Below are 23,823 nucleotides of genomic sequence, written 5' to 3' on the forward strand. Positions count from 1 at the left end.
CATGGCCACCGCTCCCGCCCCGTTCCCCGACGACTGGCAGCGCGCGCTCGTCGTCGCCGCGCACCCCGACGACATCGAGTACGGCCCAGCGGCCGCGGTCGCGGTCTGGACGGCGGCGGGCAAGGAGGTGCACTACCTGCTGGCCACCCGCGGCGAGGCGGGCATCGCCGGGCTGTCCCCGGCCGAGGCCGGTCCGCTGCGCGAGGAGGAGGAGCGCCGCTCGGCCGCCGTCGTCGGCGTCTCGGAGGTGGAGTTCCTCGACCACTCCGACGGCGTGCTCGTCGCCGACCTGCAGCTGCGCCGCGACCTCGCCGGGGCCCTGCGCCGGCACCGGCCCGACCTGGTCGTGGTCATGCACGGCGGGGACACCTGGACGCCGCCGGAGGTCACCCCCGGCGCCCTGAACTCGGCCGACCACCGGGCGCTGACCCGGTCGCTGCTGGACGCCGTCGCCGACGCGGGCAACGAGTGGATCTTCCCCGACCTGACCGAGGTGCCGTGGTCGGGCGTGCAGTACGTCGCCGTGCACGCGGTCGGGTACCCGCCGCCGCACGTCGTCGACGTCAGCGCCGGCGTCGAGACCGCCGTCGCCTCGCTCGTCGAGCACCGCCGCTACCTGGAGGCGCTGTCCGACGACCCGGTGGAAGAGCAGGCCCGCCGGCAGGTCGACATGGCGACCCTGACCGAGGACGGCGGCCGGCAGGTCGGCTTCCGCCTCTACTGGGGCTGAACCGCCGGGGTAGGCTGCCGGCACGACGGACGAGTCGGCTGGGCGGTCGCGTCGGCGGGGGAGACCCTGCCGCCGAGGAACGTCCGGGCTCCACAGGGCAGGGTGGTCGTCAACAGCGACCCGGGGTGACCCGCGGGACAGTGCCACAGAGAACAGACCGCCAGTGCTCGCACTGGTAAGGGTGAAACGGCGGTGTAAGAGACCACCGCACACCGGGTGACCGGTGTGGCTCGGTAAACCCCACCCGGAGCAAGGTCGAAAAGGGACGGCGGTCCGCCGCCGTCCTGCGCAGGCGTTCGAGGGCTGCCCGCCCGAGCCTGCGGGTGGACCGCTCGAGCCTGTCGGCAACGGCAGGCCTAGATGGATGGCCGCTCATCGGGACGCCGCGAGGCGCCCGGGGACAGAACCCGGCGTACAGGTCGACTCGTCCGTCGCCTCACCGCCCGGTGGTACCGCCGACCTCGGCGACGATCGCGCGGAACGTGGTGGTGTCCACCTCGTCGTCCACGGTGACCCGCACGATGTCGGTGATCTGCTGGCTGGACGCCGTGCGGCAGGCGCTCACCCGGGCAGCGGCGATCAGCGTCAACTGCTGGAGACGGGCGGTGGGCTGGGGGACCGGGGGAAGTCGGTTCGGGCGCATGGACGGACGGTAGGCAGACCGTCCAGTCGATCCCGGCACGTTGCGGCACCGTGTCGTCTCACGGCCGACCCGCAGGGCACACGAGGCGTCTCCGTCCCCTCGGGCACCATGGCGCCCTGCAGCTCTCAGGCCTGGACGACGGTGGGCAGCTCGCCCCGCACGGCCAGCCAGCGCTCCAGCTCGGCGGCCGGCAGCGGTGGCGAGTGGAGGTACCCCTGGCTCTCGTCGCAGTCCAGTGCGCGCAGGTGCAGCAGCGTCGCCGGGTCCTCGACGCCCTCGGCCACCACCCGCAGCCCCAGCTGGTGGGCCAGCCGGACCGTGCTGGCCACGATGGCGGCGGCCCGGGCGTCGGTGAGCAGGTCGGCGGTGAACGAACGGTCCAGCTTGAGCTCGCCCACGGGGAGCTGGTGCAGGTAGGTGAGCGAGGCGTACCCGGTGCCGAAGTCGTCGATGCTCACCGTGGTGCCCAGGTCGGCGAGCGCCCCCACCACCGCCAGGCTGCGGTCGGGGTCGCTGAGCAGCACCGTCTCGGTCACCTCGAGCACCAGGCTCGACGGCGGCAGGTCGTGCCGGCCGAGCAGGTCGGCCACCCGTTGCGGGAGCCCGGTGTCGAGCAGGTTGCTCGCGGACAGGTTCACCGAGACCCGCAGGTCCCGGCCCTGCCGCCGCCAGCAGGCGGCCTGGGTCACCGCCTGGGAGAGCACCTCGTCGGTGATCGCGCCCATCAACCCGTGCACCTCCGCCAGCGGGAGGAACTCCGCCGGCCCCAGCAGACCGCGTACCGGGTGCGCCCAGCGCAGCAGTGCCTCCACCCCGACGGTGCGCCGGGCGGCGATGTCGACCTGCGGCTGGTGGTGCAGCACCAGCTCCCCGGTGACCAGGGCCTGGCGCAGCTCCTCCACCATGGCCAGCCGTCCGCTGCTGTCGACGTGTCGCGCCGGGTCGTAGACGACGACGCTCCCGCCCGAACGCTTGGCGTCGTACATCGCGGCGTCGGCCTGCCGGAGCAACGACGCCCGGGTCGCGCTCCCGACGTCCCCGGTCGGCGAGCCGGCGTCCCGGTGGGTGACCCCGATGCTGACCGCCACGTGCAGGGTCAACCCGCCCACCTCGAACGGCTCGGCGAACTGGGCGTCCAGCTCGGCGCCGAGCCGGACGGCCCGGTCGGCGGGGGAGCGGTGGCCGTCGGCCCGCACGACGACGGCGAACTCGTCGCCACCCAGTCGGCCGAGCAGCTCGCCGGCGCCCAGGGTCGACCGGAGCCGCTCGGCCACCAGCCGGAGCAGGTCGTCACCGGCCGAGTGGCCGAGGCCGTCGTTGACCTCCTTGAACTTGTCCAGGTCCAAGAGAGCCAGCACGACCGGGTCCCCGTTGCCGCACAGCTCCTCCACCCGGCGGAGCACCGCCCGGCGGTTCGCCAGCCCGGTCAGCTCGTCGGTGAGCGCCTCACGGCGGCTCACCGCCAGCTGGGCCAGCTCGCGGACGTTCATCAGCAGCCGGACGCTGGCCCCGGTGGCGGCCGCCGCCGCACACCAGGTGGCGACGGCGGACGAGTCGCTGACCGCACCGGTCACCAGGATCGCGGTGGAGGCGGCGATCACGACGAACGCCCCGACGGTGGAGGCGGCCGGGTCGGTCGGCTGCGGATCCGAGGGTGCCGGGCGCAGGACCGCCGCCAGGACCAGGCACAGCAGACCGACGACGGGCGCCAGGGCGGGCCAGGCGGTGGTCGAGCTACCGGCGGTCGTCATGGCCACGCCGGACAACGGCGCGATGAACGCGGCCAGGACCAGCCAGGTCCGGGGATCGCGGCCCATCGCCCCGAGGAAGACCATCGACAGCGCGGTCCCCACGAGCACGAACAGCGCGCCGTCCTGGGCCAGCAGCGGCTGCAGCTGCCACCACGGCAGGGTGCTCAGCCGGCTGCCGGTGCGGTCCAGGACGACGTCCAGCAGCGCGACCACCGCCAGCACGGCCGCCGAGCCGTTGAGCACGTCGTTCGGGTCGGCCAGGCTGGTGCCGTACCGGTTCCAGCGGACCAGTCCCGCGTAGGCGATGGGGAAGGCCGCGACGGGCGCCCACGCTGCAGGGAGAGCAGCGACAGCGGCGGGGAGGCCGACCAGGTCGAGCAGCCCGGAAGAGACGATCCCCAGGGCCGTGAGCAGGGTCGCCAGCGCCAGCCGGGCCCACAGTTCGCGTTCGTGCCGGACCCGGCGGGCACGCCAGACCACCGCCGCACAGGCGCCGACGTGGAACGCCACCGAGCTGCTCAGAGCGGGTCCTGCGCTCGCCAGGAACGGTGCGCCGGGGGCGACCATGCCGACGGCGGCCACGGGGGTCGCGACGGCCAGGACGGCCAGGGCCCAGCGCGGGGCCCCTGGCAGGAGCCACGGACAGGGACCGGCGGGCATGTACGGGTGATCGGGTCCGGAGGCCGTGCGGTGAAGCCCCCCGGCCGGAGTTCACCCGTTGGAGCACGGTCCGCGGACGGCGTGCGCCACCATGGGAGCCGTGGACGGGGTCGTGCAGGGGGCCGCGATCGCCATCGGTGCCGTGCTGCTCAGCTGGGTGCTGCTGATGGTGCTGGCCCGCACGCTCCCGCCGGGCACCGCCCGCGAACTCGCCCGGTTCCTCCCCGCGTGTGCCACGGCTGTCCGTCGGCTGCGCCAGCACCCGGCGGTTCCCCGCCGAGCGAAGGTGGTGCTGCTGCTGGCCGGGCTGTGGGTGCTCTCACCGATCGACCTGATCCCGGAGTTCCTGCCGGTGATCGGTCCCCTGGACGACGTCGTGGTGGTGGCACTGGCGTTGCGGTACGCCGCCCGCCGCGTGCCCCGGGACGTGCTGCTGACCGCCTGGCCGGGCGACCGCCGCATCATCGCGCGGCTGCTGGGCCCGGCCGCTGCGGCGGACCCGGCCTGATCCCGGGTCGGGCGCTCCCGCGGTCGGGGGAGCGCCCGACGCTCGGGTCAGCGGGGCTGGGCGGGGTTGGTCGGGTCGCCCTGGGACGGCGGGTTGACCGGCGGCCCGGTGGTCGCCTCGGAGACCGGCGACCCGGCGGACGGCGCCGGCGCGTGCTCGGGCTGGGCGGCGGCCGGGTCGCCACCGGAGGGCTGGGTGCCGGACTGCAGCTCCTCGAGCCGGTGGTTCATCGCGGAGACGACCTGCACCCGGTTGGCGTGCGACTTCTCGTAGGCCAGCACGGTCTGCAGGCCGTCGGCGTCCAGGGTGCGGATGCGGGAGGTCAGGCTCCCCACGGGCAGGTGGTCGTAGTCGGGCAACGGGAGGCTGTCGCGCTCGGACATCCCGGCTCCTTCCTGTTGTGCTCCTCGGCCCTCCTGCGGGGTCCCGCCGCGAGCTGGCGAGGGGTGGGGGGCAGGAGGGCCCTTCTGCTACCCGGGCGGCGGGGCCTGACACACCGGGTGTGAGACGGCGGGAGCGGTGGGTAGGCCGCGACGACGAGCGGCTCGGGGCCGAGAGCAGGCCCCGTCCGCACACGTCGACGACATCGAAGGAGCCCCCGTCCCATGGACGTGACCTTCCTGGAGCAGGTGTTCAGTGCGCCGGGCCCGTACGCCACGGTCTGCGCCGACGTCACCCACACCACCGAGAACGCCGACGCCGAGGTCGAACTGCGAGTCCGCGCCATCGGCGAGGAACTGGCCGCCGGCGGCGCACCCGAGGGGGTGGTCGAGTCGGTGCGCAGCCAGCTGCTGCAGGCCAACGAGGGTGGGGAGATCGCCACCCTGCGCGGCCGTGCCCTGGTCGTGGCCGCCGACGGCTCGGTCGTGCTGGACGAGCCGCTGGCCGACGTCCCGCGCGACCCGGTCGCCCGCTGGTCGCCCTACCCGGACCTGCTGCCGGTCCTGCGCCAGCTCGCCGGCCGGGTGCCGCACGTGGTCGTCGTCGCCGACCGCGTGGGCGCCGACGTCTCCGTGGCCACCGTCCCCGGTCGTCCCACGGACGAGGAGACCGTCGAGGGTGACAGCTTCCACATGCGCAAGGTGAAGGTCGGCGGTTGGGCGCACAACACCTACATGCACACCGCGGAGAACCAGTGGGAGGAGAACGCCGGCCAGGTGGCCGACCACCTCCACCAGCTGGTCACCCGGACCGGAGCCCGCTTCGTGCTCGTCGCCGGTGACGTCCGGGCGCGTCAGCTGCTCGCCGACAAGGCCAGCAAGGAGGTCGGCGACCTGCTGGTCTCGATGGAGGAGGGCGGCCGCGCCGCCGGGGCCGACCGTGCCCCGGTCGAGCTCCGGGCACTGGAGCTCGTCGCCGAGCACGAGGCGCACGGACAGGCCCAGGCGGTCGAGCAGGTGCAGGCTGCGTCCGCGCACGGGCTGGCCGTCTCCGGCACCGCGCAGGTCGTCGAGGCCCTGCGCAAGGCCCAGGTCGAGACCCTGGTCCTCGCCGACCAGGTCGACGACGAGGAGCTGCTCGTCGGCCCCGACCCGTTGCAGATCGGCGTGGACGACGCGGACATGACCGCTCTCGGGGTCTCCGGCGCCGAGCGCATCCCGGCCGACCGGGCGTTGCTGCGCGCCGCCGTCGCCAGCGACGCGGCGGTCGTCGTCGTCCCGCGGACGGCGATGCCCGAGGGCGTCCCGGTGGCCGCCGTCCTGCGCTACACCGACGCCTCCACGCCCGGCTGACCTCCCGGCTCAGCCCACACCACGGCCGCTCCGCGGCCGATCGAACACCAGGAGGACCCCGTGACCGATCCCCACCAGCCCGGCACCGCACCCGGCACCGACCCGGCCGACGTCGAGCAGCGGGCCGCGATCGCCGAGGCGCTCGGCAAGGAGGTCTGGCCGGCCGACAAGGACGCCCTCGTGGCCAAGGCCCGCGAGTCCCAGGCCCCCGACCGGGTGCTGGCCTCGCTGGACCGGCTGCCGGCCGGCACCGAGTTCAGCAACGTCCAGGAGGTCGCTGAGGCCCTCGGGATCCACACCGAGCAGCAGCGCTTCTGATTAGCAGGCATCGGCTCGGGGGACGTGGGTAGGAGGAGCACCATGCCCTCCATGAAGGACCCGTCCCCCGAGGCGATCGCCAACGTGACCGAGCACAACGTCGAGACCCGGGCGCAGTTGCTGCCCGAGGAGCAGTCCGTCGAGGGCGACACCGACCCCACCAACGAGGGCCTGGACCCCAAGGTGCAGGCCGCGGTCATCCTCGCCGAGTCGGAGGAGCGCACCGTGCACGCCGACCCCGACGACGCGCAGGGCGGGCACCGGCAGTCCGCCGAGACCGCCGACCTGCCCTAGGCAGGGCGCCGCTCAGCGTGCGGGCGGGGCGGTGCTCTCCCGGACGACGAGCCGGGTCGACAGCTCCAGCCGAGGAGTCTCCAGGTGCTCGCCCCGCACCAGCCGCAGGACGGTGCGGGCGGCGAGCGCCCCCATCTCCGACAGCGGCTGGTGCACGGTGGTCAGTGGCGGCGAGGACCACTGGGCCACGGGCAGGTCGTCGAAACCGATCACGCTGACGTCCTCGGGCACCCGCAGCCCCGCGCGACGGACCGCCTCGAAGACACCGAAGGCCATCTGGTCGTTCGCGGCCACGATGGCGGTGGGGGGCTCGGGCTGCTGCAGCAGTTCGGTGGCCGCACGGAAACCGGCCTCGTGGCTGAAGTCGCCGACGAGGACCAGGGCGGGATCGACAGGCAGGCCGGCTGCCTCGAGCGCGGCACGGTGACCGTCCTGGCGGGCCCGGCTGCACAGCAACGTGGGCGTGCCGGCCACGACGCCGATCCGGCGGTGGCCCAGGCCGATCAGGTGCTCGGTGGCGGTGAGCCCGCCGGCCCAGTTGGTCGCACCGATCGTCGGCACGTCCAGTTCCGGGACCCCGGCCGGGTCGATCACCACGGCCGGCACGTGCAGCCGGCGCAGCTCCGCGTGCAGAGCTGTGTCCACGTCGCTGGTCACCAGGATCGCGCCGTCGCTGTTGCGCCCGGCGAGGTTGTCCAGCCACGAGCGGGTGTCGCTGGCCCGCCGGTGGATCGCCGTGACGACCGTGCCCACGCCCTCGGCGTGGGCGGCGTCCTCGACGCCGCGGATGATCTCGACCGCCCACGGGCTGTCCAGGTCGTTGAAGACCAGGTCGATCAGCCGGGCGGCGTTGGTGGGCCGGCTCCCGCGACGCCGGTAACCGTGGTCGCGCAGGAGTCGCTCGACCCGTTCCCGGGTGTGCGGGGCGACGTCCGAGCGGCCGTTGAGGACGCGCGAGACCGTGGGCACGGACACCCCCGCCTCGGCCGCGATGGCCGCGATGGTGACCGTGCGCGTCTCGGTGTCGGACACGGACCCCTCCTCGTCGTCGAGGGCCCACCCTACGGCGCGCCGGTGCGCCCGCCGGGGCCGACCGGCTGACACCGGGACACGCCGGGGACCGGTTGTCATGGCACTCAGTCGTTCGTAACCTGCCGCACAGCAGTTCCGGAAGTTCCCGACATGGCAACGATGCCGACGAGAGGTTGCGCCATGCGCTCCCAGCAGTCCCTGTCCCGAACGTTCGTCCGGTGTGCGGTGGGGGTGGGCATGCTGCCCGTCCTCCTCGGCGCCACCCTGGCCCCGGCAGCGGCCGGGGAACGTGGTCGGGTCCCCGACCACGCCGTGGAGCAACGGGTCCACAAGGCCCTCGACCGGTACGGCCTGCGCGACGTGGCGCCGGCCGACCTGGAGATCGGCACCGCCGTCGCCGGGGGCGGGCACCACCTCGAGCAGGACTACCCCGACCCGTTCACCTACGACGAGGAGTACCGCGAGGTGCTGGCGCGCGAGTTCAGCTCGCTGTCGCCGGAGAACCAGATGAAGTGGGAGTTCATCCACCCGGAGCAGGGTGAGTACAACTTCGCCCCCATGGACGCGATCGTCGAGTTCGCCCAGGAGCACGGGCAGGAGGTGCGCGGCCACACCCTGCTGTGGCACAGCCAGAACCCGTCGTGGCTGACCGAGGGGGACTTCACCCCTGAGGAGCTGCGCGCGATCCTCAAGGACCACATCCAGACCGTGGTCGGCCGCTACGCCGGCAAGATCCACCAGTGGGACGTCGCCAACGAGATCTTCACCGACGGGGCCAACCCGACCTTCCGGCCGGAGAACATCTGGATCAGCGAGCTCGGCCCGGGGATCATCGCCGACGCCTTCCGCTGGGCGCACGAGGCCGACCCGACGGCGAAGCTGTTCCTCAACGACTATGCCGTCGACGGCATCGGGCCCAAGAGCGACGCCTACTACCTCCTCTCCCAGGAGCTCCTCGCCCAGGACGTGCCGCTGCACGGCTTCGCCACCCAGGCGCACCTGAGCTTCGAGTACCCGTTCCCGGCGACCCTGGAGCAGAACCTCCAGCGCTTCGACGACCTCGGGCTGGAGACGGCGATCACCGAGCTCGACGTCCGCATGCCGCTCGGGGAGAACGGCAGGCCCACCCGGCAGCAGCTGAGCCAGCAGGCCGACTGGTACCGCTGGGCGCTGGAGGCGTGCCTCGGCGTCGAGGACTGCAACTCCTTCACCATCTGGGGCTTCAACGACAAGTACTCCTGGGTGCCGGTCTTCTTCGAGGGCACCGGGGCGGCCAACGTGATGTTCGAGGACTACACGCGCAAGCCCGCCTACTGGGCGCTGGCCGTGACCCTCGCCAAGGCCCGCTGGCTGGGCATCCGGTGACCGACGGGGTCGTCTGATCCGCGCCCGGTGGGGAGTCCGGTGACTGGCCGGGCTCCCCACCGGGTAGCCGTTCGAGGGTCAACCGTCCCGACGACCGAGGAGAACGGCCGTGCCGAAGACCACGAAGAGCGGCGACGCGAAGCAGGACGAGATCCCCAGCACCCTGCAGCGATCTGACGAGAAGGCGCAGCGGACCTTCGCCAAGGCCCACGACTCCGCCGCCGAGGAGTACGACGACGAGCAGCGGGCCAACCGGGTGGCCTGGAGCGCGGTGAAGCACACGCACGAGAAGGTGGGCGACCACTGGGAGCCCAAGGACCACAAGGGGCCGAGTGACCCCCAGGCCGAGGGTGGCCGGGACACCGACCGGGAGACCAAGGGCGGCGTGGACGCCAATGCGTCCAAGTCCCACCTCTACGACGTCGCCAAGGAGCTGGACGTGGAGGGCCGGTCGACGATGGACAAGGACGAACTGGTCGACGCCATCCAGGAGGCCAACGACCGGAAGACCGCCGAGGCGCGGGAGAAGTGACCCGGCGACACTGACCGGGTGCACCAGGAGGAGATCAGGGCCCGCTACGAGCGGGCCAGCCAGTGGCCGTTGGTCGTCGTGGCCGTGCTGTTCGTCGTGGCCTATGCCTGGCGGGTGCTGCAACCCGGCTTCCCGGGCTGGGTGCAGACGGTCCTGCTGGTGGTGACCGTCGCGGTGTGGCCGGTGTTCCTGGCCGACTACGTCATCCGGCTGGTGCTGGCCGAGCACCGGTGGCGGTTCGTCCGGCAGAACTGGCTCGACGGCCTGGCCGTGCTCCTGCCGCTGCTGCGTCCACTGCGGATCATCAGCCTCGTCCGGGTCGCCCGGGTGCTCGACCGCCGGCTCACCGTCTCGCTGCACGGCCGGGTCGCCTACTACGTCACGTCGATCTCCGCCCTCGTCGTCTTCATGGCCTCCCTGGCCGTCTACGACGCCGAGCGGGACGCCCCCGACGCCGTCATCACCGACTACGGGGACGCCGTCTGGTGGGGGCTGACCACGATCACCACCGTCGGCTACGGCGACGAGTACCCGGTCACCGGTGAGGGGCGGCTGGTGGCGGCCCTGCTGATGGTCGGCGGCATCGCCCTGCTCGGTGTGGTCACCGCCGCGGTCGCCTCCTGGTTCGTCGGCCGGGTCGCCGACGCCGCCCAGGCCCAGGACGAGGCGGACGACGCCGCGCTGCGTGCGCAGCTGGCCGACCTGACCGAGGAGGTCCGCCGGCTGCGCAGCGACCTCGCCGGACAGCCCCTCGGCGAGCTCAGGCCGACGGGATCAGGATCAGCTCGGTCTGCCGCTGGTCCAGGTACTCCACACCCGCAGCCGTGAGTGCGATGCCCTGCTCCAGGGCCATCCGCACCAGCTGACCGCCCCACTCCGGGACCGGCACCCGCACACACAGCTCCAGGGCGTAGACCGTGTCCGGGTGGATCGGCGCCGCGCCCGCGCCGGGGACGCCGTCCTGCTGGTCCCACATCCCGATGGCCGGGCCGGCGCCGTGGCCGTGCACCCCGACCGGGTGGGAGTAGACGTCGCCGTCGATGCCCGCCGCAGCCGCGGCGGCGCGGGCGGCGGCGAGCACGTCGTCGCCGGTCCGGCCCGGTTGCAGTGCGGCGGTCGTCAGGTCCTGCATCCGGTTGCCGACGCCCAGCGCAGCGACCAGCCCGGCCGGGGCGGTGTCCTCCCCGGGGCGGAGCACGTAGGCGTTGCGCTGGGTGTCGGTCATCAGGCCCAGGCTGGAGAGCCCGACGTCGCAGTGCACCAGGTCGCCGGGCTCGATGACCGCGTCGTAGCGGACGCCGGGCAGCACGGTGCCGCGCTCGTCGGCGAGCGGGCTGCCAGCCCGCTGCAGCCCCACGGTGGGCTGGAACCAGGCGTCCACCCCGAGGTCGGCGAAGCGCTGGCGGATCCACCAGGCGACGTCGAGGGCCGTCGTCTCACCCACGCTGATGACGGCCGGGGAGAAGGCCTCGTCGATGACCTGGTGGGCCAGCCTGTTCAGGGCGTGCAGCGCGGCGATCTCCTCGGGCAGCCGGGTCTCCAGCCAGCCCACCGCGAGCTGCTCGGCCGAGACCAGCTTCTCCGCGTGCGGGCCCAGTGCCCGCACCAGCTGGTCGTGCTCGGTGTGGGCCAGGCCGTCGGCGTGGGCGAAGGTGGCCGAGACGTCCACCCCGATCGTGCGCGGCGCAGCCTGGTCCACGAAGCGGCGGACGGCGGTCCACTGCGACTCCTCCGCCGTCAGCCCCGGCTGCTCGTCGGCGTCCCAGGAGCTGAGGAACTGACCGACCGGGTACCGCGAGACCGCCGCGGCCGTGACTCCGTCGTCGCTGCGGTGGAACAGCAGGATCGTGCGCCGTCGGGCCGACAGCCAGGTCGCCGGGAGCAGGGTCGGGAGCACCGGGTCCTCGTTGTACTCGCGACCGATGACCACCCACAGGTCGATCTCCGCGCGGTCCATCAGCCCGGGCAGCACGTCGAGCAGGCGCTGGGTCAGCCAGCGGTCCCGGACGTCGGCCTGCTCGCGCAGCGACAGCGGCACGGTGCGGGTGGGGTCCGGGACGACCCGGTCGGCGGTCGTGATCATGCTGGCAGGAAAGCAGACCGCCGCCCGGGCCGCCTGGGGACGGTGGGGCGCCGCTCCTGCTCAGGCCATCCCGCCGCCGCCCCGGCCACGCCGCGCGACACCGGCGACCTGGGGGCGGGGGACGAGCAGGCTGCCGGCCACGACCACCCGGTCACGGCCGCCCTGCTTGGCCTCGTACATGGCCGCGTCGGCGCGGTCGACCAGTCGCCACAGCGCGTCGGTGGGGTCCTCGCCGTCGACCGGGCCGGCCAGCGCGACCCCGATCGAGGCGGTCACCGCCCGCTGCCGTCCGCACTCGCTGTCCACGACGGCCAGCCGGAGCCGCTGCGCCAGCCGCCAGACCTCGTCGGGGTCGGACACCAGCCCGAGCACGACGAGCTCCTCCCCGCCGGTGCGCGCCAGCACGTCGGCCGGGCGCACGCTGGCGGCCAGCGCGCCGGACACCCCGCGGAGCACGGCGTCCCCGACCGCGTGGCCGTAGGTGTCGTTGAGCCGCTTGAAGTGGTCCAGGTCCAGGACCAGGGCCGCCACCCGCTGGCCGTCGCGCCGGGCCTGCCGCCAGATCCGAGGTGCCTGGTCGACCAGGGACCGCCGGTTCGCCAAGCCGGTCAGCGGGTCGGTGGAGGACAGCGCCTGGGTGGCCGTCAGCAGGCGCTGCACCCGCCGGCGCAGCACGAAGACCCCGAAGGTGGCGGCGTTGAGCAACCCGGCACTGGCGGTCACGGCGACGAGCAGTGCGGCGGTGCCCGGGTAGCTGTCGGCCAGGGCGACCCAGCAGGCCCCGACGACGGCGACCATGTGCACCGCGAGCGCACGGATGCCGAGGAACCAGGCGGCGACGAGGCAGGTGAACAGCAGCATCAACGGAGGGGCGTAGCGCAGCGGGTCGTCGGTCGCCCAGGCGAGCACCACGTAGACCAGGTCCCCGAACAGCACGAGCGCGACGGTCGCGGCCTCGCCGGCGCGCCGGTGCACCCCGAGCGCAGCGGCGAGCAGGAGGCAGGCGCCCAGCGTGACGGCGTAGACCGGACGGCCGGCGCCCTCGCGCACCGCCCCGTCGATGAAGAGGTTGACCGAGCCCAGGACCGCGCTCACCGCGAGCAGCAGCGCCAACGCCCCGGCGACCAGGGCGCTCTCCGGCCCCCGCCCGGCCCGCAGGGGGTCGGGCGCCGCACGGGTCGACTCCCCGTCGCGCCGTGTGCTGGGCGTGTGGGCCCCCGTCATGGGCAGGAGCATGCCGCAGGAGACGGCCCAGCAGAACCGGATGGGGCGTGTCATTTCCGGAACCGGTTCTGTTGCCGGGTGCAACGGTCGGGTCGACGGCGAGGACGATCAGCGGATGCGAGGCTTGGCGTCACGAGCCGGGCACCACCATCTGGGACATGACGAGCCGGACACCACGAGAGGAGCCGATGATGGCGCAGGGACCGTGGTTCTACTGCCTGAAGCACCACGCCGTCGAGACGCGGGACGGCTGTGCCGAACGGCACCGCCTGGGTCCGTACGACGACCGAGCGGAGGCCGAGGCCGCGCTGGAGAAGGTCGCCGAGCGCAACGAGGCGGCCGACGCCGCCGACCGCGCCTGGGAGGAGGGCCGGGGCTGAGCCGACCCGCGCGGCCGGCCGGGGCCGCGCGGGGCATGATCGTCGGCAGGGGGCGTCTGCGAGTGCGCCCGGAGGATCAGGAGGAGTCGTGACGGACGGACGCGCGATGGAGGACCTCGTCGTCGGCGTGCTCGGTGGCACCGGGCCGCAGGGGCGGGGTCTGGCGGTGCGGCTGGCCGCGGCCGGGCAGCGGGTGCTGCTCGGTTCCCGGGACGCCGTACGCGCCGAGGAGGTCGCCGGTGAGGTGGCCGCTCGGGCCGATGCGGCCACCGGGGGCGTCGGGGTGTCGGTCCGGGGTGGCTCCAACGCCGACGTCGCAGGCGCCGCGGACCTGGTGATCGTCGCCGTCCCGTACGCCGGGCACGCCGACACCCTCGCCGAGCTGGCGACCCCGCTGGCCGGGAAGGTCGTCGTCGACTGCGTCGTCCCGATGGGCTGGGACGAGCTGGGCGCCTACGTGCTGGACGTCGCCGAGGGCAGCGTGTGCCAGCAGGCCGCCGCCCTGCTGCCGGACAGCTCCGTCGTCGGCGCCTTCCACCACCTCTCGGCCGTGACGCTGGAGGACCTCTCCCAGCCGACGCTCGAGGGCGACGTGATGGTGGTCGGCGACGTCCGGGAGGCCACCGACCTGGTGCAGGCCCTCGCCGGCCGGCTGCCGGGGATGCGCGGGGTCTACGCCGGCCGGCTGCGCAACGCCCGCCAGGTCGAGGCGCTGACGATCAACCTGGTGTCGGTCAACCGCCGCTACAAGGCCCACGCCGGCGTCCGCATCACCGACGTGTGACGAGGTACCCGGCTCCGCGCGGGTCGTGATGTGCAGCGCGGCGGGTTCCCGGTGATGACCCGGACGTGCGGGCGATGTGCGCCGACCTGGGGGGCCGGCACTTCACCCGCCACGGCGTACCGGAGTGGAACCAGAGCACCGGTCGCACCAAGGCGAAGACCGAGCACGGCAACTACAACGCCTGGCTGGACGCGCACGGCGACGACTGCGACTTCTGGGTGTCGGTCGACTCCGACCACGTTCCGCTGCCGCTCGCCCCGCTGGCCGAGCAACCCACCGCGACCTGGTTCGCCAACCCGGAGAAGCCCTACCCGGTGGTGCAGCAGGTGGCCGCTGCCGGTCAGCTGCCCGTGCTGGTGGCCCAACCACCTGCCGGACCGGGACTGCGGCTCCTACCCCGCCGGAGGGGCAACGGACGCCGACGCGTCAAGCAGCCCGGCGACTCCGACGGCACCTGCCGGGGCGGCCCGACCGCGGGGCAGTGGTGGCCTGAAGCGGCCCGCGAGCTGGTGGCGGACTGACCGACGCCGCGAGGTGACCCACCGTCGTCCGGCAGTGTTCGACCGAGGGGCGGAGCCAGCTGGTCGCGCCCAACGGCGCGGGCAAGAGCACGCTGCTCGAGCTGATCGCTGCTCAGCGGCGGGCAGGTGGTCACGCTCGGGCTGGCCGCGCGGTTGCTCGAGCGCCCCGACGTCCTGCGCCGCCCCGGGCTGACCGCACGGCGGCCGCGGTCAGTCGTCGACGGGCACGAGGATGAGGCGCTGGCGGGTCGCCCGCCGGACGGCGTCCAGCCGGGACGTCGCGCCCAGCTTGACGTTGACGTTGCTGAGGTGGCGTTTGACGGTGCCCTCGCTGATCTCCAGGTCACCGGCGATCTGCTGGTTGGTCCGCGCTCGTGCAGCGAGGGTGAGCACCTCCACCTCCCGCGGTGAGAGCACGTTGCTGGTCTCCGCCGGCATCGGTGCGAGGCTCCGGCGGGACATGGTCATGGTGACGACGTCGGAGGACTCGGCCATCCCGGCACGGACGACCGAGAGCAGCTTCCGGTACCCGACCGTCTTCACCAGGTAGGCCGAGGCGCCGCGCACGAGCAGTTGCCGTGCCAGCCCCGCGTCCTCGTGCATGGTCAGCACGATGACCCGGGGGGCCGGCTCCTCCGCGATCAGCTCGGACAGCGTGGTCAGCACCGACTGCCCGGGCATCTCCACGTCGAGCAGCACCACGTCGGGGCGGTGCTGCCGGGCCAGCCGCAGCGCCTCCTCTCCGGTCCCGGCCTCGGCGAGGACGACCAGCCCGGGGTCGACGGTGAGCAGCGCGGCGAGGCTCTCGCGGAAGATCTGGTGGTCGTCGACGAGCAGCACGCCGATGGGCGCGACGGACGTGCCCGCGACTTCGGTCACGGGGCTGCCGTGACCAGGGGGCCGGCGGTCAGCGGCACCCGGAGGACCATGCGGACGCCGCCGTCCTCGGGGACGTCGATCGTCACGGAACCACCGGGGGCCTCGGCCCGCTCCTCCATGGACGCCAGCCCCACCGTGCGGCGCCGGCTGACGTCCGTGGGGTCGAAGCCGGGGCCGTCGTCGGTGACGCTTGCGACGAGCCACTCCTCCTCCACGTGCCCCTCGATCGCCAGTCTGATGGCCCCCGCGACCTCCCACACGTCGACCTGGAGGGTGAAGGGGGCGGTGGAGTGGACGTACTCGCGCAGCGCCTCGAACGGGGTGCGGCGGGTGATCGTGAGCCGGCCCACGTCGGGCAGGTCGGGTTCCAGCTGCCGCACCGAGTCCAGGTAGGCATCGACGACGGTGCGGTCGACGACCTCGGTCGAGTCGTCCGTAGTGGTCCCCGTCACAGCAGGGAGTGAACCAGAAGAGAGGCGTTGGCGGCGTACTGAATCGCCATGAAGGCCCGGTACGGACGGCGTCGTCCGGCCCGGTCCTGCTCCGCCGAGCCGCGCAGGCAGAGCACGCTGACGGTGACCGCCCCCAGCACCACCGCTGCCGCCGGCGCCAGCGTCGCCGGCCACCAGATCGCGGTCAGCCCGGCAGCAAGGCCCATCGTCTGCGAGCCGGTGGCGATGGACACCCGGGCCCGGCGTTCGCCCAGCAGGACCGGTAGAACAGAGCGAGGTGGCCCGGTGAGAGCGGGTCGCCAGTGGCGAACGCCCCGGCGCGGTAGGTGAGCCCGCCCCCGCCCGCCGACACCAGGAATGGGGGTCGAGGTCCCCGCGGGCGAGGGGGCGGCTCGACTGGTTCGCGACGTCCGCGGTCTCGTCGTAGACGCCGTTGGCCAGGTAGGTGGCCAACGACAGCGCCGTGACCGTGAGCGCGCGCCATGAGCACGACCGTGAGGCCAGAGCAGAGAGGCTGCTCGGTGAGGACACGCTGAGAAGGTGCGCGCTGGCCCAGCGTGCTCACCACCCACAAAGGGTGTACGCCCCGTACACGTCTCAATACATGACCGCGTCAGAACCCGTGGTCAGATGTCGGTCCGCGTGAGCCGGGCGGCACCCAGCGCAACCGCGACACCGGCCCAGCCGAGCAGCGTGACCAGGCACACCAGGTGGGACAGCGAACCAGGAGGTGGGCTCAGCGTGAGCAGGCCGTTCCCGGCGTTCAGCGGCAGGAAGCGGCCGAGCTCGTTGACCGGGTCCCACGGCATGAGCGCCATCACGGTGGGCAGCACGATGAGCAGGGCGACCACGGTCACGATGCCGCCCGCGGTGCTGCGGAGCAGGAAGCCGATGCCCAGCGCGATCAGCGCCACCAGGCCGGTGAACAGCACGGTGCCGCCGATGTGGAACAGCGAACCGGCGTCGGCGAACCGGAGTGCGGGGTCGACGGGGCGGACGATCGGCAGGGACAGCAGGTGCACCGCCACCGCGCTGACCAACGACACCAGCCCAGCGGTCACGGAGACCACGACGGCCTTCGCCAGCAGCAGCGGCCCCCGGCGGTCCAGCGCGCCGAGGGTCGTCCGGATGCTCCCCGAGGACCACTCCACCGTCACCAGCAGCACCGCCAGTGCCCCCACGAACAGGTGGGCGAAGTTCAGGCCCATGGCGGGCAGCTCGCGGAAGGTGTCGGTCGAGACCTCCTCGCCCTGCCGCACCTGGTGGACGAGCGCGAGGGCGGCGGCCAGCCCCAGTCCGACGGTCAGGAGGGCCGAGGCGCCCAGCAGCAGCCAGGTCGCGCGCATGCCGGCGAACTTGACCCACTCGCTGCGCAGGACCGCAGTGACTCCCTGCCGCCCGCTCCGCCGGCCCGGCCCGGCGTCCGTCCGCCCGGTCGCCGGCTGACCGCTGACCGGCTGGTGGGTGGCCGCGGTCATGCCGGCACCTGCCGTCCGGGCACCGACGCCGTGTACTCCGCCTGGTCCCGGGTGAGCTCCAGGTAGGCCTGTTCCAGGCTGACCTCCAGCGGGCGCAGCTCCGACAGCGGCACCCGCGCGTCGCACGCCACCTGGCCCACCTCGTCGGCCGACAGGCCGCGGACCTCCAGCGAGCCGTCGCCGGGGGCCGTCACCATGGCGCCCGCGGACGTCAGGGCGGCGCCCAGCGGCTCGGTGCGGTGGGCCCGCACCAGCACCTGTGCGCTGGAACGCTCGCGGAGCAGGTCGGCCAGCGGGCCGGCCGCGACCACGCGGCCCTGGGCGATGAGCACGAGGTCGTCGACCGTCTGGGCCATCTCGCCCATGAGGTGCGAGGAGAGCAGGACGCAGGTGCCCTGCCCGGCCAGGTGTCGCAGCAGCTGGCGCACCCAGATGACGCCGTCGGGGTCCAGGCCGTTGATCGGCTCGTCGAGCACCAGGGTGTGCGGGTTGCCCAGCAGGGCGGCGGCCAGCCCGAGACGCTGGCCCATGCCCAGTGAGAAGCCGCGGATCCGCCGGGTGGCCACCGAGGCCAGCCCGACCAGTTCCAGGACCTCGTCCACCCGACGGCGGGGGATGCCGTGCGTGAGGGCCAGGCTGCGCAGGTGCGCGCGCGGCGTCAGCCCCGGGATGGCCGCGCGCCCGTCGAGCAGCGCGCCCACCTCGTGCAGCCGCCAGCGGAGGTCCGCCGGTGCCTGGCCGTTGACCCGCACACTGCCGGCGTCCGGCTGTTCCAGCCCCAGCAGCAGCCGCATGGTCGTGGACTTGCCCGCTCCGTTGGGCCCCAGGAAGCCGGTCACCCGGCCGGGTGCGGCGGTGAGAGCGACGTCGTGCACCGCCACCGTCCCGCCGTAGGCCTTGCGCAGACCTCGAACCTCGATCACGCCACGACCTCTTCCCCCACGAGGGCACCGGTGGTGCCCTCTCTGGCCGCCCGGTCCGCCGGGCCCTCCGGCACGCCAGGGTCGGCGGCGCCGTACAGCGAACGGTAGGTGCCGCCACCCGCCATCAGCTGCTCATGCGTGCCCGACTCGACGATCCGTCCCTCTGCCATCACCAGGATCAGGTCGGCGTCGGCGATGGTGACCAGTCGGTGCGCGACGACGATCCGGGTCATGTCCCGCAGCGCCAGGTGCCCCAGGACCGCGGCCTCGTTCCGCTGGTCGAGTGCGCTCGTCGCCTCGTCCAGGACCAGCACGCGCGGTCGTCGGGCCAGCGCCCGGGCCAGGACGATCCGCTGGCGCTGCCCACCGGACACGTTGGCGCCCAGCTGGGTGATCATCGTGTCGTAGCCGAGGGCCATGGCCGTCACGTCCTCGTGCAGCCGGGCGTGCCGCGCTGCCTCGACCACGTCCTCGTCGTCCCGCCCGGCGGTGCCCCAGAGGATGTTGTCCCGGATGGTCTTGTTCTGCAGCGGCGAGTTCTGCTCCACGTAGGTCACCGCCGAGTAGAAGGCCTCCCGGGTGTGCTCGCCCACCGCGTTGCCGCCGTACCGGACCTCCCCGGAGCTCGGCTGGTAGAGCCCCGCGAGCACCTTGGCCAGCGTGCTCTTGCCCGAGCCGGAGGGCCCGACGATGGCCACCTTGGCGCCCCGGGGGACGGTGAGCGACACCTCCTGCAGCACCGGGCGGGACCGTGCGGTGTAGGAGAAGCTCACGTCCCGGACCTCCACGTCGCCCCCGACGTCCTCGCGCCACCCGGTGGCGAAGGTGTCGTCGGGTTCCTGGTCCAGGATGTCCTCGACCCGGGCGAGCATCACCTCGGCCTCGATGAGCCGCAGCGCGAAGCGGAAGACGGTCGAGGCCTGGGCGAAGAAGGTGGTGGCGACCACCTGGAACCCGAGCACCTGCCCGAGGGAGAGCTCGGTGCGGAGGGTGCCGGCGAGCACCAGCAGGGTCAGCAGGATGGGCCCGAAGACCTGGATGAAGCCGAGCAGCGAGCTGACGCCGGCCTCGATCGAGGACCGCCGCCGGGACCAGGACAGGGTCTTGTCGTTGTTGGCCACCCACGCCTGCCGGTACTCCTCCTCGGCGCCGCTGGTCTTGATCACCGACGCGGTGGCCACGGCGTCGACCTGGATGCCGTTGCCGTGGGCGGTGAACTCGAGCTCGTTGGCGGCGGCCCGTTCCAGCGGCCGGTGGGTGACCAGCAGCGCCAGCAGCGCGACGAGGAACACGGCCATGGCGATGAGCCAGAGGGTGACCGACAGGGCCGCCATGTAGACGGAGAGCACCACGATCAGCAGCAGGCTCACCCCACCGGAGACGAGGTCGCTGGCGATCAGGTCGCGCAGCTGGCGCACGTTCGTGAGCCGGTTGAGCAGGTCGCCGGTCGACCGCAGGCTGAAGTACCGGTAGGGCAGGTGCAGCAGCCGGGCGAAGACGGTGTTCTCGATGTCCCGCCCCAGCCGTACCGCGGTGGCCACGGTCATCAGGGCGCTGAGCAGGGTCACCAGGAAGTAGCCGGCCGCCGTGGCCACCACCGGCCAGAGCAATGCCGTCCCGGCCCCGGCGGCGGTCCCGCCCGTCGTCCGGTCGACGATCTCCTGGATCACCCGGGGGGTGATCAGCGACAGTGAGAAGACCGCGGCCGTGGCGGCCAGCAGGAGCCCCAGCCGCAGACCGGACCGGCGGGCGAAGGGCAGGAGCACCCGCCACGAGCTCTGCCGGGTGGGCGGGGTCCAGGTGCGGTCGGCGTCGGGGTCGGCCAGGACGGCCAGACCGGTGAAGCCCTCGTCGAAGTCCGACCGGCGCAGCCGTTGCACCCCGCCTGCCGGGTCGAACACCGTGATGTGCTGGCTCGTCGTCCTCCGGACGACGAGCCAGTGGCTGCCGCGCCAGTGCGCGATGTGCGGAACGGGCAGCTGGTCGGAGGCGGACCCGTTGACCCGGACCGCCCGGGCGGCGTAGCCCTGCTCGCGCAGCACCTCGACCAGTTGGCGCAACGTCATGCCGTCGCGGCCCACCTCGTGGGTGCGGCGCAGCTGGCCCAGCGTGCTGCCCCTGCGGTGCTGGGCCATGAGGTCGGCGATGCAGGCGAGGCCGCACTCGGCCTCGGTCATCTGGAGCTGCTGGCGCACGGCTACTCGAACCAGAGGGCGGACGGGGCACCCGAGGCGAGCCTCAGCGCGAGGTGCGCGGCACCGCCCTGGCCCACCATGAGCGCGTCGTTGAGGGCGTACCGGCTGAACCGCCGGGACAGCAGCCCCGGCAGCACCTCGGTCAGGTAGGTCGCTGCAGCTGTCTCCGCCGACACGCGGCCGGCGGCGTCCCCTGTCAGGCGTGCGTGCTCCAGCAGGACGTCCAGGCTGCCGAGGTCCCCGTGGCACATCGACGGGTTGTGCCCGAAGGACTGCTCGCTGGTGAGCACCCGCAGCCGCAGGACGTCGGCGCGGAACTGGTCCCGGCGGCGCGGGTCGAAGTGCCCGGCCACCGTCTTGGCCAGGAGGATGCCCGGCGCGCCGTGGCACCAGCCGTATGCCGGACCGTCGCCGTCACCGCCGATCTGCCACTCGGCGGTGTCCGCGTCGTAGAGCGAGGCCTCGGTCTCCAGCAGGCGGTCGACCAACGGGTCGACCTCGTCGAACCCGGCGACCGCCCCGTACCGGGACAGGTAGGCGTACAGCCCGCTGACGCCGTGGGCGAAGCCGGAGTAGCGGATGGTCCCGGTGCCGGGTCTGCCGACGGCCCCCGGCTGGAACAGGCGCTCGGCCGAGCTGAGGTGCCGGAACGCCGCCTCGGCGACGTCGTCGAAGACCGCGCGTTCGGTGGCGTCGGTGGCGCGCGCGGACAACGACAGGGACGCACCCAGCAGCCCGGCGGACCCGCCCAGCACATCGGTGGGGGAGCCGGCGTGGACGTGGCCGGGGACCAGGCCCCACAGCCGGACGGCGGCTGCCCGGAGCTCCTCGTCCCCCGACAGCGTCGCCGCCTCGATGGCGGCGTGCAGCACTCCCGGCCACCCGGTGTGCACCCCGGTGTCCAGGGCGCCCAGGTCGGCCGACTCGCGTTCCATCGCCTGGACCGTCGGCCGGAAGTAGCCGAGGGCCTGCTGCACCCACTCCTGCCGGTGCCGGGCAGCGCCCGCCCGGGCCAGGAGGAGTGCGACCCCGGGACCGCCGGAGTACGTGTCGATGCCCAGCTCGGCCACCGACCAGTACTGGTCCGCCGTGGCCGACACCCGCGCCCCGATCCAGGTGACGGGCAGCAGTTCGTCACCGGTGATGCCCCGGGCGGCGACCTGCCCGGCGACCAGGTCAACCACGCCGAGCACGTCGGCCACCTCCGGCCGGGCGGTGGCCGCCCGGCCGTCCGGCGCCGCGGGAGCGCTCGTCCGACGGCCGGCGTCGGGGCCGAGACCGAACCCGGTGACGTCCAGCAGCGGGGACAGTCGCCCGACGTAGGACAGCCGGGTCACCCAGTCGTTGAGCGCCAGCCGTTCGGGGGAGGCGCGGTCCACCGCGTCCAGGACGCAGTCGAGCGGGCTCAGGCGCAGCGCGTCCGGGACCACGACCCCGGACTCGTCGTAGACGTGCCGGGCATCCGAGCGCAGGCTGAAGTACGGCACGTCCCCGCCGTGGAGCTGGTCGATCTCCGACCGGATGAGCGAGGCCGGGGTGTCGCGCCGGCCGATGCCCATCCGGTGCAGCAGCGCCTCCCGTGTCTGCCAGGACTGCTGGAACCCGGGGCCGGTCAGCATCCGCAGCTGCTGGCTGTACCGCTGGGTGTTCTCGGCGACGAACCGGATCTCGACGTCGGCGAAGAGCTCGGCGACCCAGCCGCGGAACAGTGCCCGGTGGGTGAGCACCCACTGGTAGAGGTCGGAGAACCCGGTGAGGAGCCACTCCACCTCCTGCTGGACGTCGGCCACGACGGGGAAGGGCGGGACCGAGTCGTTCGGGAGGTTGCGCAGCTCCATGCGCATCTCGTCGGTGTAGGGGTCGACGACCACCATCACCTTGAACGGGGACACCTGGTCGGCCCGGTAACCCAGTGCCCCCACGTCGATCCCGGGCAGGTCCTGGTTCGGGTTCTCCATGACCGTGGGCAGCATGCCGAGCGAGTGGACGGTGTCAGCGAGCCGCTCGGCAGCGCGGCTGTCGTCCCGGTCGCTGGGCGTGGCAGGCGTCGTGGCGAGGAGGGTCTCCAGGTCCACCAGCACCGGACGGCGACCCAGACGCAGGAAGTTCTCGTGGTGCAGGTCGTTGGCGCGCAGCAGGTGCAGCAGGGCCATCAGCCGGCCGGTGGCCCGGTAGAAGTCGGGCAGTTCCTCGGCAGCTGGGGCCGGGCCGGGCTCGACGTACTGGACCCAGCCGCAGCCGCGTCCCTCGACCACCTCGACGACGGCGAGGTCCAGGGTCGGGTCCGCGTCGTCGATCCGCCGCAGCAGCTCGTTGTAGGCGGCGTCCAGGGCCAGTCGGCGTGGTTTGTGGACGATGTGGGTGCCGTCGTCGAAACGCAGGACCGACACGCTCCGGCCGCCGCGGTGCTGGTCGCCGGCGGAGGTCTCGACGGAGCGGAGCAGCGCGTCCGGGGACACCCCCATCCGCTCGCTCAGGAGGTCCCGCTGCTCCGCGGTCTGCGCCAGCAGGTCGCGGGTGTTCGCGCACATCTGGGCCGCGGATCGCCGAGCTGCCTGGACCGCGAGTCCGTACCGCGCAGCGAAGAGGTCGGCGTGCCGCGGTTGGTCGAGCAGTCGCTCGAAGGACGCGTACCGGGCCTCCGGGGTGTCGCCGGCGAGCAGTTGCCGGGCCCGGTGGCCGTGCAGCAGCTCGACCAGCGAGCGGAGCACGGCGCGCTGGACCTGACCGATCAGCGCGTCGGTCAGCGTCAGGTGGACGGCGACCGGGTCGGCGAGCGGCACGGGGGAGGACCGCAGCACCTGGTCGAGCTCGGCCACCTCGTCGCCCACCAGGCCCAGGCAGAACCGGAGGAAGGGAGTCGGTGACGTGGCCCGGGCCGCGAGCACGGAGCGGGTGACGCGGTTGTGGCCGCCCTGCGGTGGCGGCGGCGTCGTAAGCGGCACGACGTCGTCCAGGTGGGTCATCGCCCTCCCGGAGATTCGGCGGAAGAGGTCGTCCACCTCCGCCGGGTCGCCGAGCTCGGGGAACCAGCTGTACCAGGGGTGAGCCGCGGTCGCGGTCATGTCACGTGCCTCTCCGTCGTCCCGGGCGTGGGGGAGACGGCTCGCGCCTGCCCCACGCCCGGGGGCCAGATCACCAGAAGATGCCGCAGATCCGTCCGGAGCACTCCCAGCTGATCGTGCACACGGCGCCGACGGTCTTCGTCGTCTTGAACGTGAACAGGCCGCCGGCCTGGTCGCCGACGCTGCCCGCGAGGTCCTGGTCGTCCAGTTCTTCGATCAGGCTCACTGCGGGGTCGAGGTCGTTCTTCATTGCATTTCCTCTCGAGTGGGAAC

General features: G+C 73.4%; 25 protein-coding genes and 1 other RNA gene. 12 read left to right on the forward strand and 14 right to left on the reverse strand.

The window, feature by feature from the left end; translation table 11 throughout:
• Position 1: 1 nt before the first annotated feature.
• Together O2V63_RS05615 and rnpB are read left to right on the forward strand one after the other, a co-directional pair.
• Positions 2–730 (forward strand): PIG-L deacetylase family protein, encoded by a 729-nt coding sequence (locus O2V63_RS05615; RefSeq protein WP_269166562.1) that lies wholly within the window; start codon positions 2–4, stop codon positions 728–730.
• Between the two features lie 30 nt (positions 731–760).
• Positions 761–1,161: RNase P RNA component class A (rnpB, locus tag O2V63_RS05620), an RNA gene on the forward strand.
• A 5-nt stretch (positions 1,162–1,166) separates the two neighbouring features.
• On the opposite strand, the gene O2V63_RS05625 is transcribed toward rnpB, so the two are convergent.
• Positions 1,167–1,373, reverse strand: coding sequence for a hypothetical protein (locus O2V63_RS05625; protein WP_269166563.1), 207 nt, complete (start codon positions 1,371–1,373; stop codon positions 1,167–1,169).
• A 125-nt stretch (positions 1,374–1,498) separates the two neighbouring features.
• Positions 1,499–3,784: a putative bifunctional diguanylate cyclase/phosphodiesterase gene (locus O2V63_RS05630; protein WP_269166564.1), complete on the reverse strand. Its 2,286-nt coding sequence runs from the start codon at positions 3,782–3,784 to the stop codon at positions 1,499–1,501.
• Positions 3,785–3,884: 100 nt separating this feature from the next.
• On the opposite strand from O2V63_RS05630, the gene O2V63_RS05635 reads away from it, so the two are divergent.
• On the forward strand, positions 3,885–4,292 hold the full coding sequence (locus O2V63_RS05635; RefSeq protein ID WP_269166565.1) for a YkvA family protein: 408 nt from the start codon (positions 3,885–3,887) through the stop codon (positions 4,290–4,292).
• A gap of 47 nt (positions 4,293–4,339) precedes the next feature.
• On the opposite strand, the gene O2V63_RS05640 is transcribed toward O2V63_RS05635, so the two are convergent.
• Entirely contained in the window at positions 4,340–4,675 is a 336-nt protein-coding gene (locus O2V63_RS05640; protein WP_269166566.1) for a hypothetical protein, read from the reverse strand.
• Between the two features lie 222 nt (positions 4,676–4,897).
• On the opposite strand from O2V63_RS05640, the gene O2V63_RS05645 reads away from it, so the two are divergent.
• Genes O2V63_RS05645 through O2V63_RS05655 form a run of 3 tightly spaced genes read left to right on the forward strand, consistent with a single transcriptional unit; the run spans position 4,898 to position 6,637 of the window.
• Complete coding sequence (locus tag O2V63_RS05645; RefSeq protein WP_269166567.1) at positions 4,898–6,025, forward strand: baeRF2 domain-containing protein; 1,128 nt, start codon at positions 4,898–4,900, stop codon at positions 6,023–6,025.
• 60 nt (positions 6,026–6,085) lie between these two features.
• On the forward strand, positions 6,086–6,343 hold the full coding sequence (locus O2V63_RS05650) for a DUF2795 domain-containing protein (protein WP_269166568.1): 258 nt from the start codon (positions 6,086–6,088) through the stop codon (positions 6,341–6,343).
• 42 nt (positions 6,344–6,385) lie between these two features.
• On the forward strand, positions 6,386–6,637 hold the full coding sequence (locus O2V63_RS05655; RefSeq protein ID WP_269166569.1) for a hypothetical protein: 252 nt from the start codon (positions 6,386–6,388) through the stop codon (positions 6,635–6,637).
• 12 nt (positions 6,638–6,649) lie between these two features.
• Here O2V63_RS05655 and O2V63_RS05660 read toward each other — a convergent pair whose 3' ends face one another.
• Positions 6,650–7,669, reverse strand: coding sequence for a LacI family DNA-binding transcriptional regulator (locus O2V63_RS05660; RefSeq protein ID WP_269166570.1), 1,020 nt, complete (start codon positions 7,667–7,669; stop codon positions 6,650–6,652).
• A 180-nt stretch (positions 7,670–7,849) separates the two neighbouring features.
• Between O2V63_RS05660 and O2V63_RS05665 the strand changes: the two genes are divergently transcribed.
• The 3 genes from O2V63_RS05665 to O2V63_RS05675 all read left to right on the forward strand — a co-directional run bounded on the left by O2V63_RS05665 (position 7,850) and on the right by O2V63_RS05675 (position 10,394).
• Complete coding sequence (locus O2V63_RS05665; protein ID WP_269166571.1) at positions 7,850–9,034, forward strand: endo-1,4-beta-xylanase; 1,185 nt, start codon at positions 7,850–7,852, stop codon at positions 9,032–9,034.
• Positions 9,035–9,143: 109 nt separating this feature from the next.
• Positions 9,144–9,566: a ChaB family protein gene (locus tag O2V63_RS05670; protein WP_269166572.1), complete on the forward strand. Its 423-nt coding sequence runs from the start codon at positions 9,144–9,146 to the stop codon at positions 9,564–9,566.
• Between the two features lie 18 nt (positions 9,567–9,584).
• Positions 9,585–10,394 (forward strand): potassium channel family protein, encoded by an 810-nt coding sequence (locus tag O2V63_RS05675; protein ID WP_269166573.1) that lies wholly within the window; start codon positions 9,585–9,587, stop codon positions 10,392–10,394.
• Here O2V63_RS05675 and O2V63_RS05680 read toward each other — a convergent pair.
• Positions 10,327–11,649 carry a M24 family metallopeptidase gene (locus O2V63_RS05680; protein WP_269166574.1) on the reverse strand — a complete coding sequence of 441 codons (1,323 nt, stop codon included), beginning with the start codon at positions 11,647–11,649 and terminating at the stop codon, positions 10,327–10,329. The genes O2V63_RS05675 and O2V63_RS05680 overlap by 68 nt on opposite strands.
• 60 nt (positions 11,650–11,709) lie before the next feature.
• On the reverse strand, positions 11,710–12,873 hold the full coding sequence (locus O2V63_RS05685; RefSeq protein WP_269166575.1) for a GGDEF domain-containing protein: 1,164 nt from the start codon (positions 12,871–12,873) through the stop codon (positions 11,710–11,712).
• A 191-nt stretch (positions 12,874–13,064) separates the two neighbouring features.
• Here O2V63_RS05685 and O2V63_RS05690 point away from each other — a divergent pair, with 191 nt between their 5' ends.
• From O2V63_RS05690 to O2V63_RS05700, 3 genes are all read left to right on the forward strand, one after another.
• Positions 13,065–13,253 carry a hypothetical protein gene (locus tag O2V63_RS05690; RefSeq protein ID WP_036334802.1) on the forward strand — a complete coding sequence of 63 codons (189 nt, stop codon included), beginning with the start codon at positions 13,065–13,067 and terminating at the stop codon, positions 13,251–13,253.
• An 88-nt stretch (positions 13,254–13,341) separates the two neighbouring features.
• Complete coding sequence (gene npdG / locus O2V63_RS05695; protein ID WP_269166576.1) at positions 13,342–14,037, forward strand: NADPH-dependent F420 reductase; 696 nt, start codon at positions 13,342–13,344, stop codon at positions 14,035–14,037.
• Positions 14,038–14,111: 74 nt separating this feature from the next.
• Positions 14,112–14,558, forward strand: a complete 447-nt coding sequence (locus O2V63_RS05700; protein WP_269166577.1) for a hypothetical protein — start codon at positions 14,112–14,114, stop codon at positions 14,556–14,558.
• Positions 14,559–14,768: 210 nt separating this feature from the next.
• Here O2V63_RS05700 and O2V63_RS05705 read toward each other — a convergent pair whose 3' ends face one another.
• The 8 genes from O2V63_RS05705 to O2V63_RS05740 all read right to left on the reverse strand — a co-directional run bounded on the left by O2V63_RS05705 (position 14,769) and on the right by O2V63_RS05740 (position 23,800).
• A complete protein-coding gene (locus O2V63_RS05705) occupies positions 14,769–15,437 on the reverse strand; it encodes a response regulator (RefSeq protein ID WP_269166578.1) in 669 nt (222 codons plus the stop codon).
• Positions 15,434–15,889: an ATP-binding protein gene (locus tag O2V63_RS05710; RefSeq protein ID WP_269166579.1), complete on the reverse strand. Its 456-nt coding sequence runs from the start codon at positions 15,887–15,889 to the stop codon at positions 15,434–15,436. The genes O2V63_RS05705 and O2V63_RS05710 overlap by 4 nt, the downstream gene beginning before the upstream one ends.
• Positions 15,886–16,122, reverse strand: coding sequence for a hypothetical protein (locus tag O2V63_RS05715; RefSeq protein ID WP_269166580.1), 237 nt, complete (start codon positions 16,120–16,122; stop codon positions 15,886–15,888). Before O2V63_RS05715 ends, O2V63_RS05710 begins: the two co-directional genes overlap by 4 nt.
• Positions 16,123–16,515: 393 nt before the next feature.
• On the reverse strand, positions 16,516–17,367 hold the full coding sequence (locus O2V63_RS05720; RefSeq protein ID WP_269166581.1) for a hypothetical protein: 852 nt from the start codon (positions 17,365–17,367) through the stop codon (positions 16,516–16,518).
• The gene (locus O2V63_RS05725; RefSeq protein ID WP_269166582.1) at positions 17,364–18,290 is read right to left on the reverse strand and encodes an ABC transporter ATP-binding protein; all 927 of its coding nucleotides are present in this window, start codon (positions 18,288–18,290) and stop codon (positions 17,364–17,366) included. The genes O2V63_RS05720 and O2V63_RS05725 overlap by 4 nt, the downstream gene beginning before the upstream one ends.
• Positions 18,287–20,467, reverse strand: a complete 2,181-nt coding sequence (locus O2V63_RS05730) for a peptidase domain-containing ABC transporter (protein WP_269166583.1) — start codon at positions 20,465–20,467, stop codon at positions 18,287–18,289. Before O2V63_RS05730 ends, O2V63_RS05725 begins: the two co-directional genes overlap by 4 nt.
• Before the next feature lie 20 nt (positions 20,468–20,487).
• Entirely contained in the window at positions 20,488–23,550 is a 3,063-nt protein-coding gene (gene lanM / locus O2V63_RS05735; RefSeq protein WP_269166584.1) for a type 2 lanthipeptide synthetase LanM, read from the reverse strand.
• Positions 23,551–23,620: 70 nt separating this feature from the next.
• Positions 23,621–23,800 (reverse strand): plantaricin C family lantibiotic, encoded by a 180-nt coding sequence (locus O2V63_RS05740; RefSeq protein ID WP_269166585.1) that lies wholly within the window; start codon positions 23,798–23,800, stop codon positions 23,621–23,623.
• Positions 23,801–23,823 lie beyond the last annotated feature (23 nt).

This window comes from Modestobacter sp. VKM Ac-2977 (assembly GCF_026968045.1).
In the GTDB taxonomy this organism is placed as follows: Bacteria; Actinomycetota; Actinomycetes; order Mycobacteriales; family Geodermatophilaceae; genus Modestobacter.